This is a genomic window from Lactobacillus gallinarum DSM 10532 = JCM 2011 (genome assembly GCF_001434975.1).
Taxonomy (GTDB): Bacteria; Bacillota; Bacilli; order Lactobacillales; family Lactobacillaceae; genus Lactobacillus; species Lactobacillus gallinarum.
Map to the genome: position 1 here is coordinate 109554 of NZ_AZEL01000011.1, position 17511 is coordinate 127064.

Genomic DNA, 17511 nt, shown 5'->3' on the forward strand with positions numbered 1-17511 from the left:
TGACAGGAGGAATAAATATGAGTTCGCTAGATAAGACTATGCATTTTGACTTTAACCAAAATAAAGGAAAGAATGTTTATGACACTCTGCAAGATGTTTACAATGCGCTTGAAGAAAAGGGCTATAATCCTGTCAACCAGATTGTAGGTTACTTACTTTCTGGCGATCCTGCTTATATTCCACGGCATAATGATGCCCGTAACTTAATTCTTAAGCACGAACGTGATGAAATTATTGAGGAACTCGTTAAGAGCTATCTTGGTAAGAATAAATAATGCGATTATTAGGTTTAGATATAGGCTCTAAAACTGTGGGTGTTGCGGTCAGTGATGAATTAGGAATTACTGCACAGAAGTTAGAAACTATTAAAATTGATGAAACCAGATATAATTTTGGGATGCGTCCATTAAAAAAGTTAGTTAGACAATATGAAGTAGATGGCTTTGTATTAGGTCTGCCTAAGAATATGGATGGCACTTCGGGAGCTTCAGTTGCCCGCAGTAAGGCTTACGGTAAAAGACTCGAAGAAAAGTTTGGCTTGCCCGTGCATTATTCTGATGAAAGATTAACAACTATCGAATCACGCCGAGTACTCGTAGAAGATGCAGGTATTCATGATCGTAAAAAACGTAAACAAGTGATTGATCAGATGGCAGCGGTGCTCATCTTGCAAAATTATTTGGATTTACACCGAAAGGATTAATATGGCAGCACAAGTTAATGGTGACGATCAAGATCGTCAAATTACTTTGATCGATGATCAAGGTAATGAAGAATTGTATGAAGTATTATTTACTTTTCATTCAGATGATTATGATAAGTCATATGTACTTCTTTATCCAGCCGCTGTTGGGGACGATGAAGATATTGAAGTACAGGCTTTCAGTTATGATGCAGATGACGCAGGTGATGTCACTAGCAGTGATTTGCATGAGATTGAATCTGATGATGAATGGGACATGGTACAAGGAGTTTTGAATACTTTCTTGGATGATGATCGCCTAAGTGGTAAATAATAAAAAAGGACTAGCTGCGGCTGGTCCTTTTTGTTAGTTTATAAAAAGAAATATAAATAGCTATGAATGATAAAATTTTAAAGATCTTAGAGTTCGGTGAAATTACTAAAAGATTAAGTAAATTAGCAATTACCGCTCCAGCTAAAGATGCGGCATTGAAGTTAAGACCGAGTGGTAATTTTGACCGAGTACAAAATGAATTAAAACAAACTTTAGCATTGGCTGACTTATTGCGAGTTAAAGGACAACTTCCGTTAACTGATTTTCAAGATGTTCATCCTAGCACTAAAAGATTGAGTGTAAAAGCAAATCTGAATGCTCAGGAATTGGGTAATTTACTTCTTGTTTTAAGCTTAGCCAATGAGATTAATGAATTTCTGGAAGATGTTGATGATGAAAAGCTTAACTTATCAGCTATCGATTCAGTTTTGGATCAGTTAGATGTTCCAGACCTTTTATTTAGAGAATTAAAAAAATCTGTTGATTATGATGGTGAAGTACTTGATACAGCTTCAAGCGCATTAGCACGTTTGCGTCACGATATGCGTAGTAACGAAGAAGACATTAAGAACCGGATGAATGCTTATACCAAAGGAAATAGCAGCAAGTACTTGTCTGAACAAATCGTTACTATTCGTGATGATCGCTATGTTATTCCGGTTAAGCAGGAATATCGTGGCAAGTTTGGTGGGGTAGTTCATGATCAAAGTGCAAGTGGTCAGACTTTATTTATTGAGCCTGAAGCAGTTTTGAACTTGAACAACCGCCAGCAAAACTTAATTGCTCAAGAAAAACAAGAAATCCGCAATATTTTGAAAAACTTGTCTGGCTTAGCTAGAGAAGAAATTGATAGCATCAATAATATTGCTAATGCATTAACTCGTTTAGACTTTTTGCAAGCAAAGGCAAAATTGGCTAAGGAAATGAAAGCTAGCGAGCCTAAGTTGACTCAGGATCATTCGCTGGAATTACGAAATGCACGCCATCCATTAATTGATCCAGAAAAAGTTGTTCCTAATGATATTCGTTTAGGCGGCGATTTTGATACAATGCTGATTACTGGGCCAAACACCGGTGGTAAGACTATTACTCTTAAGACCGCTGGCTTGCTGCAATTGATGGCTCAGTCTGGTTTATTTATTCCAGCTGAAGAAGGCAGTAAAGTTGGCGTATTCAAAGAAGTTTACGCTGACATCGGTGATGAACAATCAATCGAACAATCATTAAGTACTTTTTCATCACACATTAATGACATTATTGCCATTATGAAAAATGTAGATAAAGAAACCTTGGTTTTAATTGATGAAATTGGTGCAGGAACCGACCCAGAAGAAGGTGCCAGTTTAGCTATTAGCATTTTGAACTTTTTGCGCAAGAAAGATGCTAAGATCATGGTCACTACGCACTATCCTGAATTGAAGCTTTACGGATATAACAGACCACGCACTACTAATGCATCGATGGAATTTGACTTAAAGACTTTATCACCAACATACCATTTACAAATTGGTATTCCAGGTCACAGTAATGCTTTTGCGATTGCTCGTAGGCTGGGGATGCGTGAAGATGTAGTTAAAAATGCGCAAAACTTAATGTCAGATGAGGATTCTGATATTAATAAGATGATTGCTAAATTAAATGCGCAAACTAAGGCGGCTACTACAGCTCGCAACCGATTAGAAACGAGTTTAGATCGCAGTCAAAAACTTGAACAAAAATTGCAACAAGCGCTTGATTGGTACAACCAACGTGTTCAAAAGCAACTCGATTTTGCGCAAGAAAGAGCTAATGAAGTTGTAGCTAAGAGACGTAAAAAGGCTGATAAAATTATTGCCGAGCTGGAAAAGCAGAAAAATGCTGGCGTTAAAGAAAATAAAATTATTGAAGCTAAGGGTGAACTTAATAGCCTAGAGCGTCAGGCCCACAATTTAGCCCATAATAAAGTCTTACAGCGTGAAAAACGTCGTCATCATGTAAGTGTGGGGGATCAAGTAAAGGTCCTTTCATATGGACAAACAGGTACTATTACCAAGAAATTATCTGAACATGAATATGAAGTTCAAATGGGGATCATTAAAGTCAAAGTTAGTGACCGCGATATTGAGAGAATCGACAAGAATAATACACAACCTAAGAAAAAATTGGTTAGAGCAACAAGTGCAATTAGACGTAGTAATGCACATAGCGAGTTAGACTTGCGTGGTCAACGCTACGATGAAGCTATGACTAATTTGGATCGTTATATTGATTCCGCATTACTGGCAGGTTTAGATATTGTAACTATTATTCATGGGATCGGTACTGGTGCAATCCGTAAAGGCGTTTGGCAATATTTGCGTAGCAGTAACCACGTTAAAGGCTTTAATTACGCGCCTGCTAACGAAGGAGGTAATGGTGCCACAATTGTTAAATTAAAGTAAGCAGTCTTCTTGTAAAAAAGTAAGTAAAACTGATATATTATTAATATAGATTTAAAGATAAAACGATATTAATTGAAAGAGGTAAAGCATATGGTTGATGCAATTACTGATCAAAATTTTGAAGAAGAAACTAAAGATGGCGTTGTTTTAACAGACTTTTGGGCAACTTGGTGTGGTCCATGTAAGATGCAATCACCAGTAATTGACCAATTGGCAGAAGAACGTCAAGATGTTAAGTTTACAAAGATGGATGTTGACCACAATCAAGAAACTGCTAAGAATCTTGGTATTATGGCTATCCCAACTTTGATTATTAAGAAGAATGGTCAAATTGTTGATCGTTTAACTGGTTACACTCCAAAGGAAAAGTTGAACCAAATTTTGGATCAATACGCTGGTTAATTAAAATAAAAAAATAAGCTTGTGGCTTCGCCACAAGCTTATTTTTATGCTTCTTTTTCTTTAAGAAGATCACGGATTTCTTTTAAGTAGTCTACTTCAGTTGGAGCAGCTGGAGTTTCTTCTTCTTCCTTTTTCGTAAATTTATTAACGGCTTTTACGATTAAGAAGACAATGAAGGAAATAATAAGGAAATTGATGATGGAATTTAGGAAACTTCCGTATCTAAAATTAGCTTCTCCTACTTTAAGAGTTAAGTTAGACAAGTCAATTCTACCGATAAAAAGACCGATTAGCGGATTGATTAAATTTTTAACAAGTGATTTTACGATTGCTGTAAAAGCTGCACCGATAATCACACCGACTGCTAAATCAATAACGTTTCCGCGTGCAATAAATTGTTTGAATTCCTTAAGCATTTTATTACTCCTATATCTAAATCTAAAAATATTTTAATCTAAGGTAAAGCATATAGTAATAATAAATTATAGTCTATAAAAAAGCTATCTTTTTTGCTAAATTTTTAGCCGAAACGAGCAATGATTTGAACTTTCTTTTCTTTAGGTAAAATGGTAATTTCACTTTCGGTGATTTTACCAGTTTCCTTTTGTACGGTTTCGGCAATCATGCCACTTTCAAGAGAAAATTCTTTACTATCACTGTCTAAACGGTCTTCGATATTTTGACCGCTTAATTCAAAAGTGATGGAGGCTCTTCTTTCTTTGGTTTTTACAAGAGTACCAAATTTAGCCATATGGAAGAAATCAACCAAATCATCAAAATCGCTTAAGTCGTAGTGACGTGAAATTCTTTTGCCAGCCCAATAAAGAATAGGGGCATCGTCATCACCTAAAATAGTTGGTAAAAGAAAGTCACGGTAAAGTTGATTAATAAAATATACGTGTTCGTTTGCGTTTTCTGTCATAAACTTATTCATCCCTTTTATTCTTTTTTATTTTACCGTAAACTAGTAGGAGTAGAAAATAATTTTTTCTTAATAAGAGGTTTTTATTATGGATAATCGTCCCATTGGATTGTTAGACTCGGGTGTTGGCGGCTTTACAGTTGTTAAAAAAGTAATTGAAAAGTTGCCTCACGAATCTACTGTTTTTATTGGTGATAGTGCCAATATGCCTTATGGTGATAAAAGTCGTGAACGAATTATTGAACTTACACGCCGAAGTGTGAAGTTTTTATTGCAAAAGAAAGTAAAGTTGATTATCTTTGCCTGCAACACAGCTACTGCAGTAGCAATGCCAACTTTGCAAAATGAAGTTGAACAACAAGTTATCGGGGTTATTCAATCAGGTAGTTTAGCTGCGGCTAGAACGACTAAAAATAAAAAAGTCGCAGTAGCAGCAACTCCGGTAACGATTAACTCACATGCATATCAAAAAGAAATTAAATTCAGAGATCCTGATATCAAGGTGATGGAAATTGCAGCGCCAGAGCTTGCTCCACTCATTGAAAGTCAAAAGGATTATGATACAAACTTAGCAGCGGTAAAACGCAGTATTGCCCCACTTAAGGGTCAAGATTTTGATACTTTTGTTTTGGGCTGTACGCATTATCCACTAATTCAAAATGAATTTGCGGAAGCATTAGGTGATAAGATTCAAATCGTGGATCCTGCTGATCAAGTAGCACAATATACTTTTAATGTTATGCGACGTGATGGTTTATTTAGTTCATCTGATCAAGCTGGAAAACATGAATACTACACCACTGGAGATCCTGATAAATTCTCAGAAATGGGGAGAAGATTTTTAGGACAAGCAGATTTGACTAGTCATCAAGTAGATACGAGGAATTTATAATGACTAAGGAAATTTTATTTGCGACTGGCAATCAAGGAAAAGCTAAGGAATTAAAGGAAGCTTTTAAAAGAGCTGGAGTGGATGTTGAAATTAAAACTAATGCAGATTTAGATAATCCGCCTCATCCAATTGAAAGTGGAAGAACATTTGAAGCAAATGCCAAGATTAAAGCTCATGAGTTAGCAGAATTTTCAGGATTACCAACAATTGCGGATGATTCAGGCTTAATGGTTGATGCATTAAATGGTGAACCTGGCGTAAGAAGTGCTCGTTATGCTGGTGAAGCTCATAATGATGCCAAGAATAATGCCAAGTTGTTGGCTAATTTAGGCGGTGTACCTGATGAAAAGAGAACGGCCAAGTTTTGGACGACGATCGTTGTTTCAATGCCAGGTGAGTTTGATAAAGATCTAGTTGTTTCAGGTACTTGTTCAGGCCGGATCCTTGCTGCACCACGCGGTGAAGATGGATTTGGTTATGATCCACTGTTCTTTATTCCTGAAAAGGGTAAGACTTTTGCACAAATGACAACAGATGAGAAAAATGAAATCTCTCATCGTGGTAATGCAGTGAGAAAATTGTTGCAAGAATTGCCTGATTGGCTAAAACAATTCAATTAAAAAAGTGTTTAGAATTTTTCGTTCTAAACACTTTTTTCTATGCGCTAGTTTTGATTGTACTAGCAGTTGTTGCAAATTTAATATCATTTTTTTGCAAAGCTTGAATGTATTTACCTAAATATAAATTTTTAACTATCGATTGCTTTTCAGGTTTTACCTTAAAATAAACGCCATAGGTAACTGTGCGTCCATTTTGCCCAGTAACCCCAATAATTGAAGGGCCAGAAGAAACGGTGCCTTTTTCAGGTTTAATTGATTTATTAACCTCTTTAATAATTTTGGTGATATGACTAAAGTCATTGTCTGCATCTAATTCAAGATTAATAGTTAGTCCAATAGCATTATGGGCCAGATTTTGTACAATCGTAATATTGCGGTTAGGAATGTAAATTATTGAACCATCTGATGCTTTTAATCGAGTGGTTCTAAGACCTAATTGATCTACAGTACCGACTTGACCATTAATGGAAACTGTATCGCCGACATCAAATTGGTCTTCACTTAAAATGAAGAAGCCGTTAACTAAATCACTCACAAAACCTTGGGCCCCCATACCTAAGGCAAGAGAGAAAATTCCGGCACTGGCTAATAAAGTTCCCACTGGCACGCCGATAATGGATAAAATACCGAAAAGATAAAAGAATATCAAGGTATATTGAAAGATACTGTTGATTAAAGCAGTAATTGTTTTAGTCCTTTTATTTCTAATTGTATTGTGTCTAGCCAAGTAGTTGTTAATTATCTTGTGACCAAAGTGGGATAAAAGGTAAAAGATTAGGGTAGTAATGGCTAGTTGCCAAATAATTGATAGAAAATTTTGCCCAATTTTGTCCCAATTGAACTGAATTTTATGCATACTGAAATGAGTAGGTAATGTGGGTATTTTCATAAATAGTTTTATAATATCCTTTCTTGAATTTAATAGGTTATAATAAAAGAATAACAAGACATTAATTGAGAATAAAGTATATTCATGCTAGACTTTTTTTAGATGGTATATGGAGGTAGAAGTTAGAAGATGACAATTTCTTATGGTGCTTTAGCAGGTTTAATTGCCGCAATTGCATTCTTAATTTTAGTATTATTTACGATCCCTATGCTTATTCGTACAGCAAAAGTTTTGAAAGAAACAAGTGCTACTATTCAGACAACTAATGAATCAATGAAGAAGCTTTCTGAAGATATGGATGGTCTGATGGATCAAACTCATAATTTATTAGATCAAACTAACGACCTAATGATCGATGTTAATGGTAAAATGAAGACGTTGGATCCAGTAGTAAAAGCTGCTGCTGATTTGGGTGAGAGCGTATCAGAATTGAATGATTCTTCAAAGAAGATCGCTAAACGCTTTAGTAGCAATCATTTTAGTCACGCTGGTCTTGTTTCTTCAATTGCGGCTACTGCTTTTGCAAGACGCAGACGCCGTAGAGGTGAAAATTAATAAAGGAGGATTTCACTATGAAAAAATTTGCAAGTTTCGTATTAGGTGCTGTAGCTGGTTGTGCAGCAGGCTTTATTGCAGGTTCATTACTTGTTAGTGATGAACAAGTTGATGATGTTAAGAACAAGATTAAAGACAACGATAAACTTCAAGATTTGAAGAAGAAGTACGATAATGGTACTGAAATCGTTAAGAATCAATTAGCTTCATTCCCAAAGAACGTTGAAGATGATTCAGAATTAAAGGACTTCGATGACATCGTTATTGATGATTCAAACAAGGACAACGATGTTGCTGATGGCGATAACGCAGAAAAATCGGTTGATGATTTGAACAATGCTGAAAATGACAATACTGCCTCAACACCAGATAATTCAGAAGAATAGTCAATTATTCATCGCAAAATAAAAAGCTGACGTTATGTCAGCTTTTTATTTTGCGTCTAAATTTTAGATTAATCTCTAACAGGGATAATCTTCAAGTCTTTATTGGTATGTGTAAATGTCTTAAAACCATCCTTGGTTACGACACCACAGTCTTCAATTCTTACTCCAGCAAAGCCAGGGATGTAGATACCTGGCTCAATGGAGAAGCACATCCCCTCTTCAAGAACTAAATCATTGCCTTGAACGATTGATGGATATTCGTGGACATTTTTACCGATACCGTGGCCTAAACGGTGAATGAAGTATTCGCCATAGCCGGCTTTAGTAATGATATCACGAGCAACGCTATCAAGTTCTTCAGCAGTAATACCAGGCTTAGCGGCTTCAATTGCGGCTTGTTGTGCTTCGCGGTCAACTTCGTAAATTTCACGTTGCTTGTCTGATGGCGTACCATAAGCGACTGTTCTACTTGAGTCTGATGCGTAACCATCATGCATAGTACCTAAGTCGAATAAAACTAATTCGTTAGGTTGAACAGTGTTCATAGTTGGACCAAGGTGTGGGTTAGCTGCGTTCTTACCAGCTTGGACGATCGTTTCAAAACTTTCGTGCATTACGCCTTTTTGAATCTTTAATTGGTAATCAATTTGACCAGCGATACTTCTTTCAGTCACACCGGTTCTGATTGCATCAAAACCAATTTGAAAGGCAAAATCAGCTTCGGCACCAGCGCCTTGTAATTTTTTAATTTCTTCTGGTGTCTTGTAAAGACGAAGTCTTTCAATGAATGAAGAAACATCATTAGTAAAACTTGCATTTGGAAATTCGCCGCGCAGGTATTGGTAATGAGCAACGGAAAGATCGTTTTTTTCGATAGCCCAGGTGTGAGTATCTTTAGTTCTCTTTCTTACGTTGTTGGCGATTAATTCCCATGGATCTTCTGAATCAAGGTAACCAAAAACATCACCGTTCCATTCAGAATCTTTTGCTTCTTCTACATTTAAAGCAGGGCAGAAAATAAAAGGATCTGCATCTTTAAATACGAGCAAAGCAAAGATACGTTCATGAGGATCCATAGAATATCCCGTGAAGTAAGAAATAGTAATTGGGTTAGAAATGTATGCAATATCATTGTTTGAATCTTGCAGCCATTGTTGTAATTTATCTAAGTTCATAAATAGCCTCTTTTTTCGTTAGTTTAGTGTTAGTATATCATGTTTTTGTATGAAAAAATGAAAGGAAAGCTGTAAACGCTTGCACTTAGAGCAAAATAATGATAAATTAAGGTGAAGGATTTTTCGGAAGGACTGAGAATAAGCGATGCATAAACAAGAAGTTACAATTTATGATGTTGCTCGAGAAGCTAAGGTGTCTATGGCGACAGTTTCTCGTGTTGTTAACGGCAATAATAATGTGAGAAAAGAGACACGTGATCGTGTTCTTGAAGTAATTAAAAGATTACACTATCAACCAAATGCTGTAGCGCAAGGTTTAGCATCTAAGCGTACCACTACAGTAGGGTTAATCGTCCCAGATTTGACTAATTTATATTTTGCAGAATTATCTAAGGGTATTGATGATATTGCACTTTTATACAAGTATAACATTATCATTACCAGTATTGAAAATCGTTTGATGAAGGAAGATCAAGTAATTCAAAGTTTGCTTAATAAGCAAGTAGATGGCGTGATCTACATGTCAAACCGTTTGCCAAACGAAGCTGCAGAAGCATTTAAGAGAACTAATACTCCAGTAGTATTAGCTGGGACTAAGGATAATCGCGACGAGTTTGCGTCCGTAACTATTGATTATAAGAAAGCTGATACCGAAGCATTGAATTTATTAATGCACGATGGCAAGAAGAACTTGGCACTCGTGGTTGGTGATGAAGATGCAGTGGTAAATGGTGAAAATAGAATTCCAGCATACAAAGACTTTATCAAAGAGAATAATCTGGGTGAGCCACATGTTTACACCGGGGTTAAGGATTATTCAGATGGTTACAATTTATACCCACAACTCGTTAAAGATGGTATCGATGGTGTAATTGTTACCCGTGATATTTCATCTGTTGGTATTTTGAACTCAGCCATGGATGCAGGCAGGAAGATACCAGAGGATTTGGAAATTGTTACTGCAAGTGCAACTCAACTTGCTTCTGTTGTTCGTCCAGCCTTGACTACAATCAAGCAGCCACTTTATGATATGGGTGCGGTGGCTATGAGAATGTTAACTAAGTTGATGAATAATGAAGAAGTTGACGAAACTCATATTGAATTGCCATATGAATTAGTTAAAAAACAAAGTACTTTAAATCAATAAAAAGTATCAAAAAAAGAAGTAGTTGATAAAAACTGCTTTTTTTTAATTTAGTGAATAATTTGATTAATTTGTTTTCGTTTTTGCCAATAAGTTGATGTGAAGATTAATTTATTAGGATTGAAAGGCAATAAAACTAAGTTCGTGTATTTGCTTACTCGTGGCAAGTTGTTATATTGCTGAAAAGCTTTTTTATTGAAAAAGCCGTAGAAAAGTATTTGATCAGCCTTAATCCAACCTTTCTTGGTGTAAAGCCACATGTTCTTAGGACCGCCATTAAAGTTTTGAATTTTAAATAATATGTTAGCAGGCAAGAATTTCTTTGTTTTTGCTTGATTGTCAGGATAACTATAAATTGCTACTTTAGTGTTAGGCTTAGCAATTATTTTTTTATTTTCATAAGGTGCAATATCATTACGGCGTAAATCTAAGTTGACGAATTCCGCTGAAATAAAAGTTTTTTCTGCTATCTGATAGTATAATTTGTTGTCGACTCGCACGCCGTAAGTTACATTAACTTTTTGGTTAGGTCGAACGTATTTCTTTTCCTTAATTCGGACATAGGGATTCATCATAGTAGGGGTCTTAGTTTTACCAAAATAGATTCCTGTTCGATTGATAGCATATTTTTTAGTACCACTTTTGGCTAATTTATATTTAAACCCAGTAGCGGGGAAGTTGGTAACGACCCCATCGACATTACGATTAATTAACCAATGCCAAAGAGCAGGTGATTCATCCATTTCTGCCCAGACAAATAATTGTTTATGCAATTTGTGGAGCCAGTGAATTAAGAAGGGATGCTCTTGAACAATGTCAGAAGCGGCGTTTACGGCATTTACTTGAGGCAAAATACTGAAGTTAATACGTTTTAAGCTACCTACAATGAAGATTAAATAAGCATCAGGCATTATTTTTCTAAAATGAAACAGACTTGCTGCAGAAAATGAATGAATCATGATACGTTTTTGCATATGATACTTCTTAACTACTGCAGCAATTTTATCTTCTAATTCGTAAGATGGGTTGATACTATGATCAATCTTGGTTTCTAAAACAAATTTGGCGCTAGGTTTATTTTTATAATGCTCAAATAATTCATTAAGCGACATTACGTGTTCGCCATTATCATACTTTAGCTGTTTAAGTGTCTCAAAGTTATTTTGTGATACAATTGCATGTGTATGAGTGACTCGCTCAAGGTCGTCATCATGAGAGATGACTAAAACTCCATCTTTGGAAAGTTGGAGATCGAGTTCGACGTAATCAGCACCGGAATTGAAGGCAGAATCATCAGACTGAATAGTTTCTTCAGGATACTTGATGGGATCGCCGCGGTGACCAACAACAGTAAAACCACTTGTTGTTAAAAAGATTAAGCTAAAAAAAAGAGCCCAAAATAGTTGGCTTTTAAATTTCATATGTGTACACCTCTATCGCATATTAACAATAGCATGGTTACACATTTTTTTCTATTTTATAGTATGATTCTGTTATTCCAAAAGGGTGAAATTGATGGAACAATTGGATTTAATTGAAGAGATTACCAGAAATGATGGTAGTCGTTATTATGAAATTTCTAATATTGATCAAAATGGAATTGCTGAATTAGCGGTGGACCATGGTGAAATTAAAAAAGTACGGATATTACAGTTGAATATTCCGCGTACTACTGCATTAATTGAGTATGAAAAATATATCAATGATACTTATGATTTGCAGACATTGACTAATGAAGATGATTGGAAAAATCCTAAGTGGGTAGAATGGGATAAGCCTAAAGGCAAAATTTTGGATGCTTATCACATGATATTGAAGGCTAATCGAATTGGATAGAAAGTGGTACAAAAATGGAAACTTTGCGAATTTTACATACTAATGATCTACACTCACATTTTGAACACTTTTCTAAAATTGGGCGTTATTTAAAAAAGGCTCAGGCAAATACTTCAGTTGATGAAGTTTATACTTTTGATGCCGGTGACTTTATGGATCGTTCGCATCCCTTAACCGATGCAACTGAAGGCCAAGCTAATATTAAATTAATGAACGGCTTTCACTATGATGCGATCACGATTGGCAACAATGAAGGAATATCTAATCCGCACTGGGTGTTAGAAAGATTGTTTGATCATGCTGATTTCCCAGTAATTTTGGCTAATTTGCGTGAAGAAGACGAATCCATGCCTAAATGGGCAGTGGGTCATAAAATTATTAAAACCAAGAAAAACACGCGAATTGCTTTAATCGGCCTTACTGCAGCATATCCCATGACTTATGGTCCTAATCACTGGCATGTCAAAATGCTAGGTCATGCAATGGATCAACAATTAGCTCAAATTAAGGATCAATATGATGTTTTGATTCTGATTACTCATGTAGGACTTAAGATGGACCGCTGGCTTGCCAAGAATTATCCGCAAATCGATCTGATCGTTGGTGGTCACAGTCATGATCTATTAGCTCATGGTGAAAAAGTTGAACATACTTGGATTACTCAAACTGGAAAATGGGGTAATTACGTTGGCGATATTCATGTTGAACTCGAAAACCACCATGTAACTAAAATCGTACCTGATACAATTCCTACAGCTTCAATGCCAGAAATGCCAGAAGATGAGGCAGTTATTCAAGGCTACTATGATAAAGGTCAAAAACTTTTGTCTGAACATAAAGTAGCTAAGCTGCCTGAAAAATTTAATGATGACAAAATTGCGGCAGTCCAAGTTTCGCTTGATGCGATTGCTGATTTTGCCAAGACAGATTTAGCAATTTTGAGTTCAGGATTATTTTTGACCCCATTTAAGAGTGGAGTTTTAACTCAGTATGATTTGCAAAAGGCATTGCCACATCCTATGCATGTTGTGCGTTCTACCTTAAAAGGCAGCGATCTTTGGCGTTTAGTAATGGAAATTGAAAAGAATCGCCATTATTTGGATCATTTTCATTTGCAAGGGATGAGCTTTAGAGGCAAGATCTTTGGGCAAATGTATTACAAGGGAATTAAAGTAGATACTCGTAAGCGAATCGTTTATGCCAATGGTCATGAGATTGATCCAGAAGAAGAGTATCAAATCGCTTGCCTTGATCACTATGTATTAGTGCCATTCTTCCCGACTTTAGCTATTGTTGGTGAAAATGAATTCCTATTCCCTCAATTTTTGCGTGAAGTTGTTGGCAATTATTTAGCTAAAATATACCCACTATCATCGAGAAGTGAAGTAAATGACAGAAAAAAATAAAACTAATTCAGAAAAAAGCGCAGAGGAAAAAGTAAATAAATTTGAAGAAGAGCAGCCTTTGCGTCATCCGCTTGCTAACGTAGTACAGGATGGTAAAAGTATAAAAATTAATGATCAGTTATATACCATTGTCACTAATGAACGGGATGCGCTCGATCTAGAAATGCTCCGTAAAAAATATGATCCATTTTTGGATCAATATGATTATTTAGTAGGGGATGTTTCAAGTGACCACCTGCGCTTAAAAGGCTTTTATAAAGATGAAGCTCGCACTTCGATTGATAAAAAAGAGATGGCGATCGTAGATTATTTAACTGAATATTGTAATCCGGGTGGGCCGTATTTTATCTTGGAATTAACTAATCCTACTCATCATTATTCACGTCAAAGACCGCGCAAACCGCATTATGAACGTGAACGTAATCGTAAGAATGATCGCTTCCACTCACGTCGACGTCACGGCAAGGGATATCGTAAAACTGAAAATAATCCATTCAAGAAGCGTCGAGTTCATCAAACTAAATTTAAAAAGAAGCAGTCAATTGCAGTCAAAAAAGAATTTGGACGTCATCATTCTTTTATTATTAAGAAAAGAAAGGGAAACTAGTGAAAGATTACCGGGTATTTTTAATTGACTTAGATGGGACAGTTTATCGTGGCAAGGATACTGTTGAATCAGGAGTAAGATTTGTTCATCGTTTAATTGAGCAAAAAAAAGATTATTTATTTTTAACCAATAATACGACTAGAACACCTCAAATGGTGGTCGATAAATTAAAGAGACACGGGGTAGAAACCGATACTGATCATATTTATACGCCAAGTATGGCGACAGCCAGTTATATTTTGAGTCAGAATAAAGATCATTCAAATAAAAAGATCGGTTTATACATCATTGGCGAAATCGGCTTATGGAGAGAGCTATTGCAGCATCCTGAATTTGAACTTAATGAGGAAAATCCTGATTACGTTATTGTCGGGATGGACAAGGATTTGACTTATCATAAAGTTCGTGTAGCCTCAAGAGCAATTAGACGCGGGGCTACTTTTATTGGTACTAATGCTGATATGAATTTGCCTACAGGGGATGAATTAATCCCAGGCAATGGATCTCAGTGCGTTTTTGTTGCAGCGGCTAGTGGGGTAGATCCGTTATACATTGGTAAACCAGAATCTATCATCGTAAAAAAGGCTTTAGCTAAAGTAGGATATTCTAAAGATGATGCCTTACTAGTAGGTGATAACTACGATACTGATATCAAAGCAGGTTTTAATAGTGATGTAGATCAATTATTAACTTTGACGGGTGTAACTCAAAAAGAAGATATTGTTGGCAAACGCCAACCAACGTATGTGGTTGATAACTTAGACGAATTCGAACTATGATTACAAAAGATAATTTTTTTGGACTGATATATCATTTTTTGTTTGCCATTTCGAGTAGTGTAGTGGGAGCTATTGTCGCTAGCTGGCCGCTTTTGTTTATTTTTATGCTGGTACAAAAGACATATGAGACTGTTCACATGTCTTTATTTCAAGTAATGCATAATTATAACCAGTTGATGATTTATTTGATCTGGCCCTTTAAAAAGCGGCTTAAAATGGATAATTTTCCCACATCCGCTAATGCAGCAGAACATTTTGCGGAATGTAAGCAATTATTCGTTTTTGCTGTACTCGTATTTATTGTTTGTTTAATGCTGTATTTTGTTTTTAAAAAGCGTAGAAAAAAAGCGCTGCTTAGCTTGGATAAATCTGCAGCACTTATTTTATTGTTATTGCCAATCGTAGTATTTCCTTTTGCAGTAACCAATTTTGATAGTTTTTTTGTAATTTTTCACCACATGTTGTTTAACAACAATGATTGGTTATTCGATCCGAATACTGATCCGATAATCAATGTGTTGACCGAAGGCTTTTTTGCATCTTGTTTTGCAGTAGCCGGGATTATTTACGAATTATATTTTGCTGAAAAGTTGTTACGAAGATAAAAAAGAGTTCCATTAGTGGAACTCTTTTTTGAGTGAGATTTTTTTCTTCAAAGCTACGATGGCAATTGGAACAACTGAAACCAGGATGATGGCAATTACAATCATTGAGAAATGATCTTTTACTACAGGGATGTTACCAAAGAAGAATCCGATAACAGTAAATAATCCTGTCCAAAGTAAACCACCGATAATATTATAAGCAATAAATTTACCGTAATGCATTTTGCTACCGCCAGAAATAAAGGGGACAAATGTCCGGATAAATGGAATAAATCTTCCGATCACAATTGTAATTGGACCATGGCGTTCAAAGAACTTTTCTGCAGCTAGTCGATTATTTTGATTGATTAATTTATTGAACCAACTGTGTTTTTCACCTGCTCTAGTAGACCATGCTCCAATTTCATAATTGGCGGTGTCACCTAGTATGGCAGCTAAGGCAACGATTAAATATATTAGCCAAATATTTAAACCATATTTTGGGTTAGCAGCCATCGCACTAGCGGCAAAGATAAGTGAATCACCTGGCAAGAATGGGAAAATAACTACACCAGTTTCAATAAAAATGATGGCGAACAAGATCAAGTAAGACCAACCACCAAATTGGTTAACAATTGTGACCAAGTGGTCATCAATATGTAAGATAAAATCGATTAAAGTCATTTCTTTCTCCTAAATGCTAGTTGAGTGAATGGTTAAAGTTTTTTCTGGAAATAGATCACGCATAATAGAAGTAATAGCGATTTGAGCTTCTCCAAAACCTAAAGCAATTAGAGGAACCCGTCCAGGATAGCTTACTACGTCTCCAGCAGCATAGATTCCATCAATGTTGGTTTTCATCGTTGGATCAACAGCAATATTAGTTCCGTTGAGCTCAATTCCCCATTTTTTCACAAAACGATTATTAGCTTTGAAACCATAAGCGACAATAATTTTATCAAACTGCTCATGGCGTGGTTGAACATCACCCATACCTTTAAGAGTTATATCCAATTGATTATTAACTAATTGGATGTCCTTTGGAAGATAGGGAGTTAAAATTTCGACGTTTGCTAAAGAACGAAGCTTTTTAACGTTGGATTCAAGGCCGCGGAATTCATTACGACGATGGATAATTTTGACATTTGTATAATTTGCCAATTCAATTGCTAAATCAAGAGCAGAATCGCCTCCACCGAAGACGCCTATCTTTTGGTTGGCAAAATCTTTAGGGTCTTTAATGAAGTAGTGGACTCTTTTTTGAATATCTTCATTCATCTTCAATGGTAATTCTTTAGGTTTGAATGCTCCTGCACCTGTAGCAATAATAATGCTTTTGGCTAATACCATATCATCTAAAATGAAACCGTCGTCGCTTTTTTTAACATCATTAACTTTATGATTAGTAATAATTTCGGTTTCCTTTGGTAAACCTGATTTTAAATTTTGGATTAAGGCTGTTCCACTGATTGTATTATAAGCAGGGATGTCACTAATTTGTTTAAATGGATAAAGCATTTGGGGCTGACCACCAACCTCAGATAATGAATCGAAGATTAAATTAGACAAGCCATGCAAGTGAGCAAAATGAGCTGCAAATAATCCAACAGGACCGGCACCTATAATTGCGAGATCAACTTTTTTAATTTTTAAAACCTCCTCTAAGTGGTGATGTATCAACTTTAACATGATTTAAGACAATAATCATTTAAAATTTGTACTTGTTTAAATCTGTTGACTAAGGTATATTAATTAAGTCGTCTTTTGAAGGACAGATTTAATTAATAAAAAAATACTTGCAAAACCAAGTTAAGTATTATATATTAATAAAGTCGTCTTGAGAGATGACGAAGAGCTCGAGAGCTTTAAAAAAGTTTT

Annotated in this window: 22 protein-coding genes; 15 read left to right on the forward strand and 7 right to left on the reverse strand. The window is 35.7% G+C overall.

Annotation, left to right across the window (positions count from 1 at the left end; translation table 11 throughout):
• Positions 1-17: 17 nt before the first annotated feature.
• From FC37_RS02540 to trxA, 5 genes are all read left to right on the forward strand, one after another.
• Positions 18-275, forward strand: coding sequence for an IreB family regulatory phosphoprotein (locus tag FC37_RS02540; RefSeq protein WP_003627753.1), 258 nt, complete (start codon positions 18-20; stop codon positions 273-275).
• Positions 275-703, forward strand: coding sequence for a Holliday junction resolvase RuvX (ruvX, locus tag FC37_RS02545; RefSeq protein WP_025005181.1), 429 nt, complete (start codon positions 275-277; stop codon positions 701-703). The genes FC37_RS02540 and ruvX overlap by 1 nt, the downstream gene beginning before the upstream one ends.
• A gap of 1 nt (position 704) precedes the next feature.
• Positions 705-1016 carry a DUF1292 domain-containing protein gene (locus tag FC37_RS02550; RefSeq protein ID WP_025005180.1) on the forward strand — a complete coding sequence of 104 codons (312 nt, stop codon included), beginning with the start codon at positions 705-707 and terminating at the stop codon, positions 1014-1016.
• A 62-nt stretch (positions 1017-1078) separates the two neighbouring features.
• Positions 1079-3436, forward strand: a complete 2358-nt coding sequence (locus FC37_RS02555) for an endonuclease MutS2 (RefSeq protein ID WP_025005179.1) — start codon at positions 1079-1081, stop codon at positions 3434-3436.
• A gap of 90 nt (positions 3437-3526) precedes the next feature.
• On the forward strand, positions 3527-3838 hold the full coding sequence (gene trxA, locus FC37_RS02560) for a thioredoxin (RefSeq protein ID WP_014563092.1): 312 nt from the start codon (positions 3527-3529) through the stop codon (positions 3836-3838).
• A gap of 44 nt (positions 3839-3882) precedes the next feature.
• Here trxA and mscL read toward each other — a convergent pair whose 3' ends face one another.
• The gene (gene mscL / locus FC37_RS02565) at positions 3883-4254 is read right to left on the reverse strand and encodes a large-conductance mechanosensitive channel protein MscL (protein WP_025005178.1); all 372 of its coding nucleotides are present in this window, start codon (positions 4252-4254) and stop codon (positions 3883-3885) included.
• Between the two features lie 104 nt (positions 4255-4358).
• Positions 4359-4772 (reverse strand): YslB family protein, encoded by a 414-nt coding sequence (locus FC37_RS02570; RefSeq protein ID WP_025005177.1) that lies wholly within the window; start codon positions 4770-4772, stop codon positions 4359-4361.
• A gap of 76 nt (positions 4773-4848) precedes the next feature.
• On the opposite strand from FC37_RS02570, the gene murI reads away from it, so the two are divergent.
• Complete coding sequence (gene murI / locus FC37_RS02575) at positions 4849-5652, forward strand: glutamate racemase (RefSeq protein ID WP_025005176.1); 804 nt, start codon at positions 4849-4851, stop codon at positions 5650-5652.
• Positions 5652-6272, forward strand: coding sequence for an XTP/dITP diphosphatase (locus FC37_RS02580; protein WP_025005175.1), 621 nt, complete (start codon positions 5652-5654; stop codon positions 6270-6272). Before murI ends, FC37_RS02580 begins: the two co-directional genes overlap by 1 nt.
• A 37-nt stretch (positions 6273-6309) precedes the next feature.
• Here FC37_RS02580 and FC37_RS02585 read toward each other — a convergent pair whose 3' ends face one another.
• Positions 6310-7161, reverse strand: a complete 852-nt coding sequence (locus FC37_RS02585) for a mechanosensitive ion channel family protein (protein WP_025005174.1) — start codon at positions 7159-7161, stop codon at positions 6310-6312.
• A gap of 129 nt (positions 7162-7290) precedes the next feature.
• Here FC37_RS02585 and FC37_RS02590 point away from each other — a divergent pair, with 129 nt between their 5' ends.
• Together FC37_RS02590 and FC37_RS02595 are read left to right on the forward strand one after the other, a co-directional pair.
• Positions 7291-7716: a DUF948 domain-containing protein gene (locus FC37_RS02590; RefSeq protein ID WP_003627742.1), complete on the forward strand. Its 426-nt coding sequence runs from the start codon at positions 7291-7293 to the stop codon at positions 7714-7716.
• A 17-nt stretch (positions 7717-7733) separates the two neighbouring features.
• Positions 7734-8102 (forward strand): hypothetical protein, encoded by a 369-nt coding sequence (locus FC37_RS02595; RefSeq protein WP_025005173.1) that lies wholly within the window; start codon positions 7734-7736, stop codon positions 8100-8102.
• Between the two features lie 68 nt (positions 8103-8170).
• On the opposite strand, the gene FC37_RS02600 is transcribed toward FC37_RS02595, so the two are convergent.
• The gene (locus tag FC37_RS02600) at positions 8171-9277 is read right to left on the reverse strand and encodes a M24 family metallopeptidase (RefSeq protein ID WP_025005172.1); all 1107 of its coding nucleotides are present in this window, start codon (positions 9275-9277) and stop codon (positions 8171-8173) included.
• A 145-nt stretch (positions 9278-9422) separates the two neighbouring features.
• Here FC37_RS02600 and FC37_RS02605 point away from each other — a divergent pair, with 145 nt between their 5' ends.
• Entirely contained in the window at positions 9423-10424 is a 1002-nt protein-coding gene (locus tag FC37_RS02605) for a substrate-binding domain-containing protein (protein WP_025005171.1), read from the forward strand.
• A 47-nt stretch (positions 10425-10471) separates the two neighbouring features.
• Here the strand turns inward: FC37_RS02605 and FC37_RS02610 are convergent, their stop codons facing one another.
• Positions 10472-11842, reverse strand: a complete 1371-nt coding sequence (locus FC37_RS02610; protein ID WP_025005170.1) for a glycerophosphodiester phosphodiesterase — start codon at positions 11840-11842, stop codon at positions 10472-10474.
• A 94-nt stretch (positions 11843-11936) separates the two neighbouring features.
• Here FC37_RS02610 and FC37_RS02615 point away from each other — a divergent pair, with 94 nt between their 5' ends.
• The 5 genes from FC37_RS02615 to FC37_RS02635 are packed head-to-tail and all read left to right on the forward strand — an operon-like array spanning position 11937 to position 15654.
• Complete coding sequence (locus FC37_RS02615; protein ID WP_025005169.1) at positions 11937-12257, forward strand: hypothetical protein; 321 nt, start codon at positions 11937-11939, stop codon at positions 12255-12257.
• A gap of 14 nt (positions 12258-12271) precedes the next feature.
• On the forward strand, positions 12272-13663 hold the full coding sequence (locus FC37_RS02620; protein ID WP_025005168.1) for a bifunctional metallophosphatase/5'-nucleotidase: 1392 nt from the start codon (positions 12272-12274) through the stop codon (positions 13661-13663).
• Positions 13647-14270, forward strand: a complete 624-nt coding sequence (locus tag FC37_RS02625; RefSeq protein WP_025005167.1) for a YutD family protein — start codon at positions 13647-13649, stop codon at positions 14268-14270. Before FC37_RS02620 ends, FC37_RS02625 begins: the two co-directional genes overlap by 17 nt.
• Entirely contained in the window at positions 14270-15049 is a 780-nt protein-coding gene (locus FC37_RS02630; protein WP_025005166.1) for a TIGR01457 family HAD-type hydrolase, read from the forward strand. Before FC37_RS02625 ends, FC37_RS02630 begins: the two co-directional genes overlap by 1 nt.
• Positions 15046-15654 carry a TIGR01906 family membrane protein gene (locus tag FC37_RS02635; RefSeq protein ID WP_025005165.1) on the forward strand — a complete coding sequence of 203 codons (609 nt, stop codon included), beginning with the start codon at positions 15046-15048 and terminating at the stop codon, positions 15652-15654. Before FC37_RS02630 ends, FC37_RS02635 begins: the two co-directional genes overlap by 4 nt.
• Before the next feature lie 12 nt (positions 15655-15666).
• On the opposite strand, the gene FC37_RS02640 is transcribed toward FC37_RS02635, so the two are convergent.
• Together FC37_RS02640 and FC37_RS02645 are read right to left on the reverse strand one after the other, a co-directional pair.
• A complete protein-coding gene (locus FC37_RS02640) occupies positions 15667-16317 on the reverse strand; it encodes a VTT domain-containing protein (RefSeq protein ID WP_025005164.1) in 651 nt (216 codons plus the stop codon).
• A gap of 9 nt (positions 16318-16326) precedes the next feature.
• Entirely contained in the window at positions 16327-17322 is a 996-nt protein-coding gene (locus tag FC37_RS02645; RefSeq protein WP_025005163.1) for an NAD(P)/FAD-dependent oxidoreductase, read from the reverse strand.
• Positions 17323-17511 lie beyond the last annotated feature (189 nt).

Excerpts from the sequence above, each read along its gene's own strand:
- FC37_RS02595 (WP_025005173.1), top strand. The coding sequence starts at position 7,734 with ATGAAAAAATTTGCAAGTTTCGTATTAGGTGCTGTAGCTGGTTGTGCA.
- ruvX (WP_025005181.1), top strand. The coding sequence starts at position 275 with ATGCGATTATTAGGTTTAGATATAGGCTCTAAAACTGTGGGTGTTGCG.
- FC37_RS02590 (WP_003627742.1), top strand. The coding sequence starts at position 7,291 with ATGACAATTTCTTATGGTGCTTTAGCAGGTTTAATTGCCGCAATTGCA.
- FC37_RS02580 (WP_025005175.1), top strand. The coding sequence starts at position 5,652 with ATGACTAAGGAAATTTTATTTGCGACTGGCAATCAAGGAAAAGCTAAG.
- FC37_RS02640 (WP_025005164.1), bottom strand. The coding sequence starts at position 16,317 with ATGACTTTAATCGATTTTATCTTACATATTGATGACCACTTGGTCACA.
- FC37_RS02600 (WP_025005172.1), bottom strand. The coding sequence starts at position 9,277 with ATGAACTTAGATAAATTACAACAATGGCTGCAAGATTCAAACAATGAT.
- FC37_RS02570 (WP_025005177.1), bottom strand. The coding sequence starts at position 4,772 with ATGAATAAGTTTATGACAGAAAACGCAAACGAACACGTATATTTTATT.
- FC37_RS02645 (WP_025005163.1), bottom strand. The coding sequence starts at position 17,322 with ATGTTAAAGTTGATACATCACCACTTAGAGGAGGTTTTAAAAATTAAA.
- FC37_RS02615 (WP_025005169.1), top strand. The coding sequence starts at position 11,937 with ATGGAACAATTGGATTTAATTGAAGAGATTACCAGAAATGATGGTAGT.
- FC37_RS02625 (WP_025005167.1), top strand. The coding sequence starts at position 13,647 with ATGACAGAAAAAAATAAAACTAATTCAGAAAAAAGCGCAGAGGAAAAA.
- FC37_RS02540 (WP_003627753.1), top strand. The coding sequence starts at position 18 with ATGAGTTCGCTAGATAAGACTATGCATTTTGACTTTAACCAAAATAAA.
- FC37_RS02620 (WP_025005168.1), top strand. The coding sequence starts at position 12,272 with ATGGAAACTTTGCGAATTTTACATACTAATGATCTACACTCACATTTT.
- FC37_RS02550 (WP_025005180.1), top strand. The coding sequence starts at position 705 with ATGGCAGCACAAGTTAATGGTGACGATCAAGATCGTCAAATTACTTTG.
- FC37_RS02635 (WP_025005165.1), top strand. The coding sequence starts at position 15,046 with ATGATTACAAAAGATAATTTTTTTGGACTGATATATCATTTTTTGTTT.
- murI (WP_025005176.1), top strand. The coding sequence starts at position 4,849 with ATGGATAATCGTCCCATTGGATTGTTAGACTCGGGTGTTGGCGGCTTT.
- FC37_RS02605 (WP_025005171.1), top strand. The coding sequence starts at position 9,423 with ATGCATAAACAAGAAGTTACAATTTATGATGTTGCTCGAGAAGCTAAG.
- trxA (WP_014563092.1), top strand. The coding sequence starts at position 3,527 with ATGGTTGATGCAATTACTGATCAAAATTTTGAAGAAGAAACTAAAGAT.
- mscL (WP_025005178.1), bottom strand. The coding sequence starts at position 4,254 with ATGCTTAAGGAATTCAAACAATTTATTGCACGCGGAAACGTTATTGAT.
- FC37_RS02585 (WP_025005174.1), bottom strand. The coding sequence starts at position 7,161 with ATGAAAATACCCACATTACCTACTCATTTCAGTATGCATAAAATTCAG.
- FC37_RS02610 (WP_025005170.1), bottom strand. The coding sequence starts at position 11,842 with ATGAAATTTAAAAGCCAACTATTTTGGGCTCTTTTTTTTAGCTTAATC.
- FC37_RS02555 (WP_025005179.1), top strand. The coding sequence starts at position 1,079 with ATGAATGATAAAATTTTAAAGATCTTAGAGTTCGGTGAAATTACTAAA.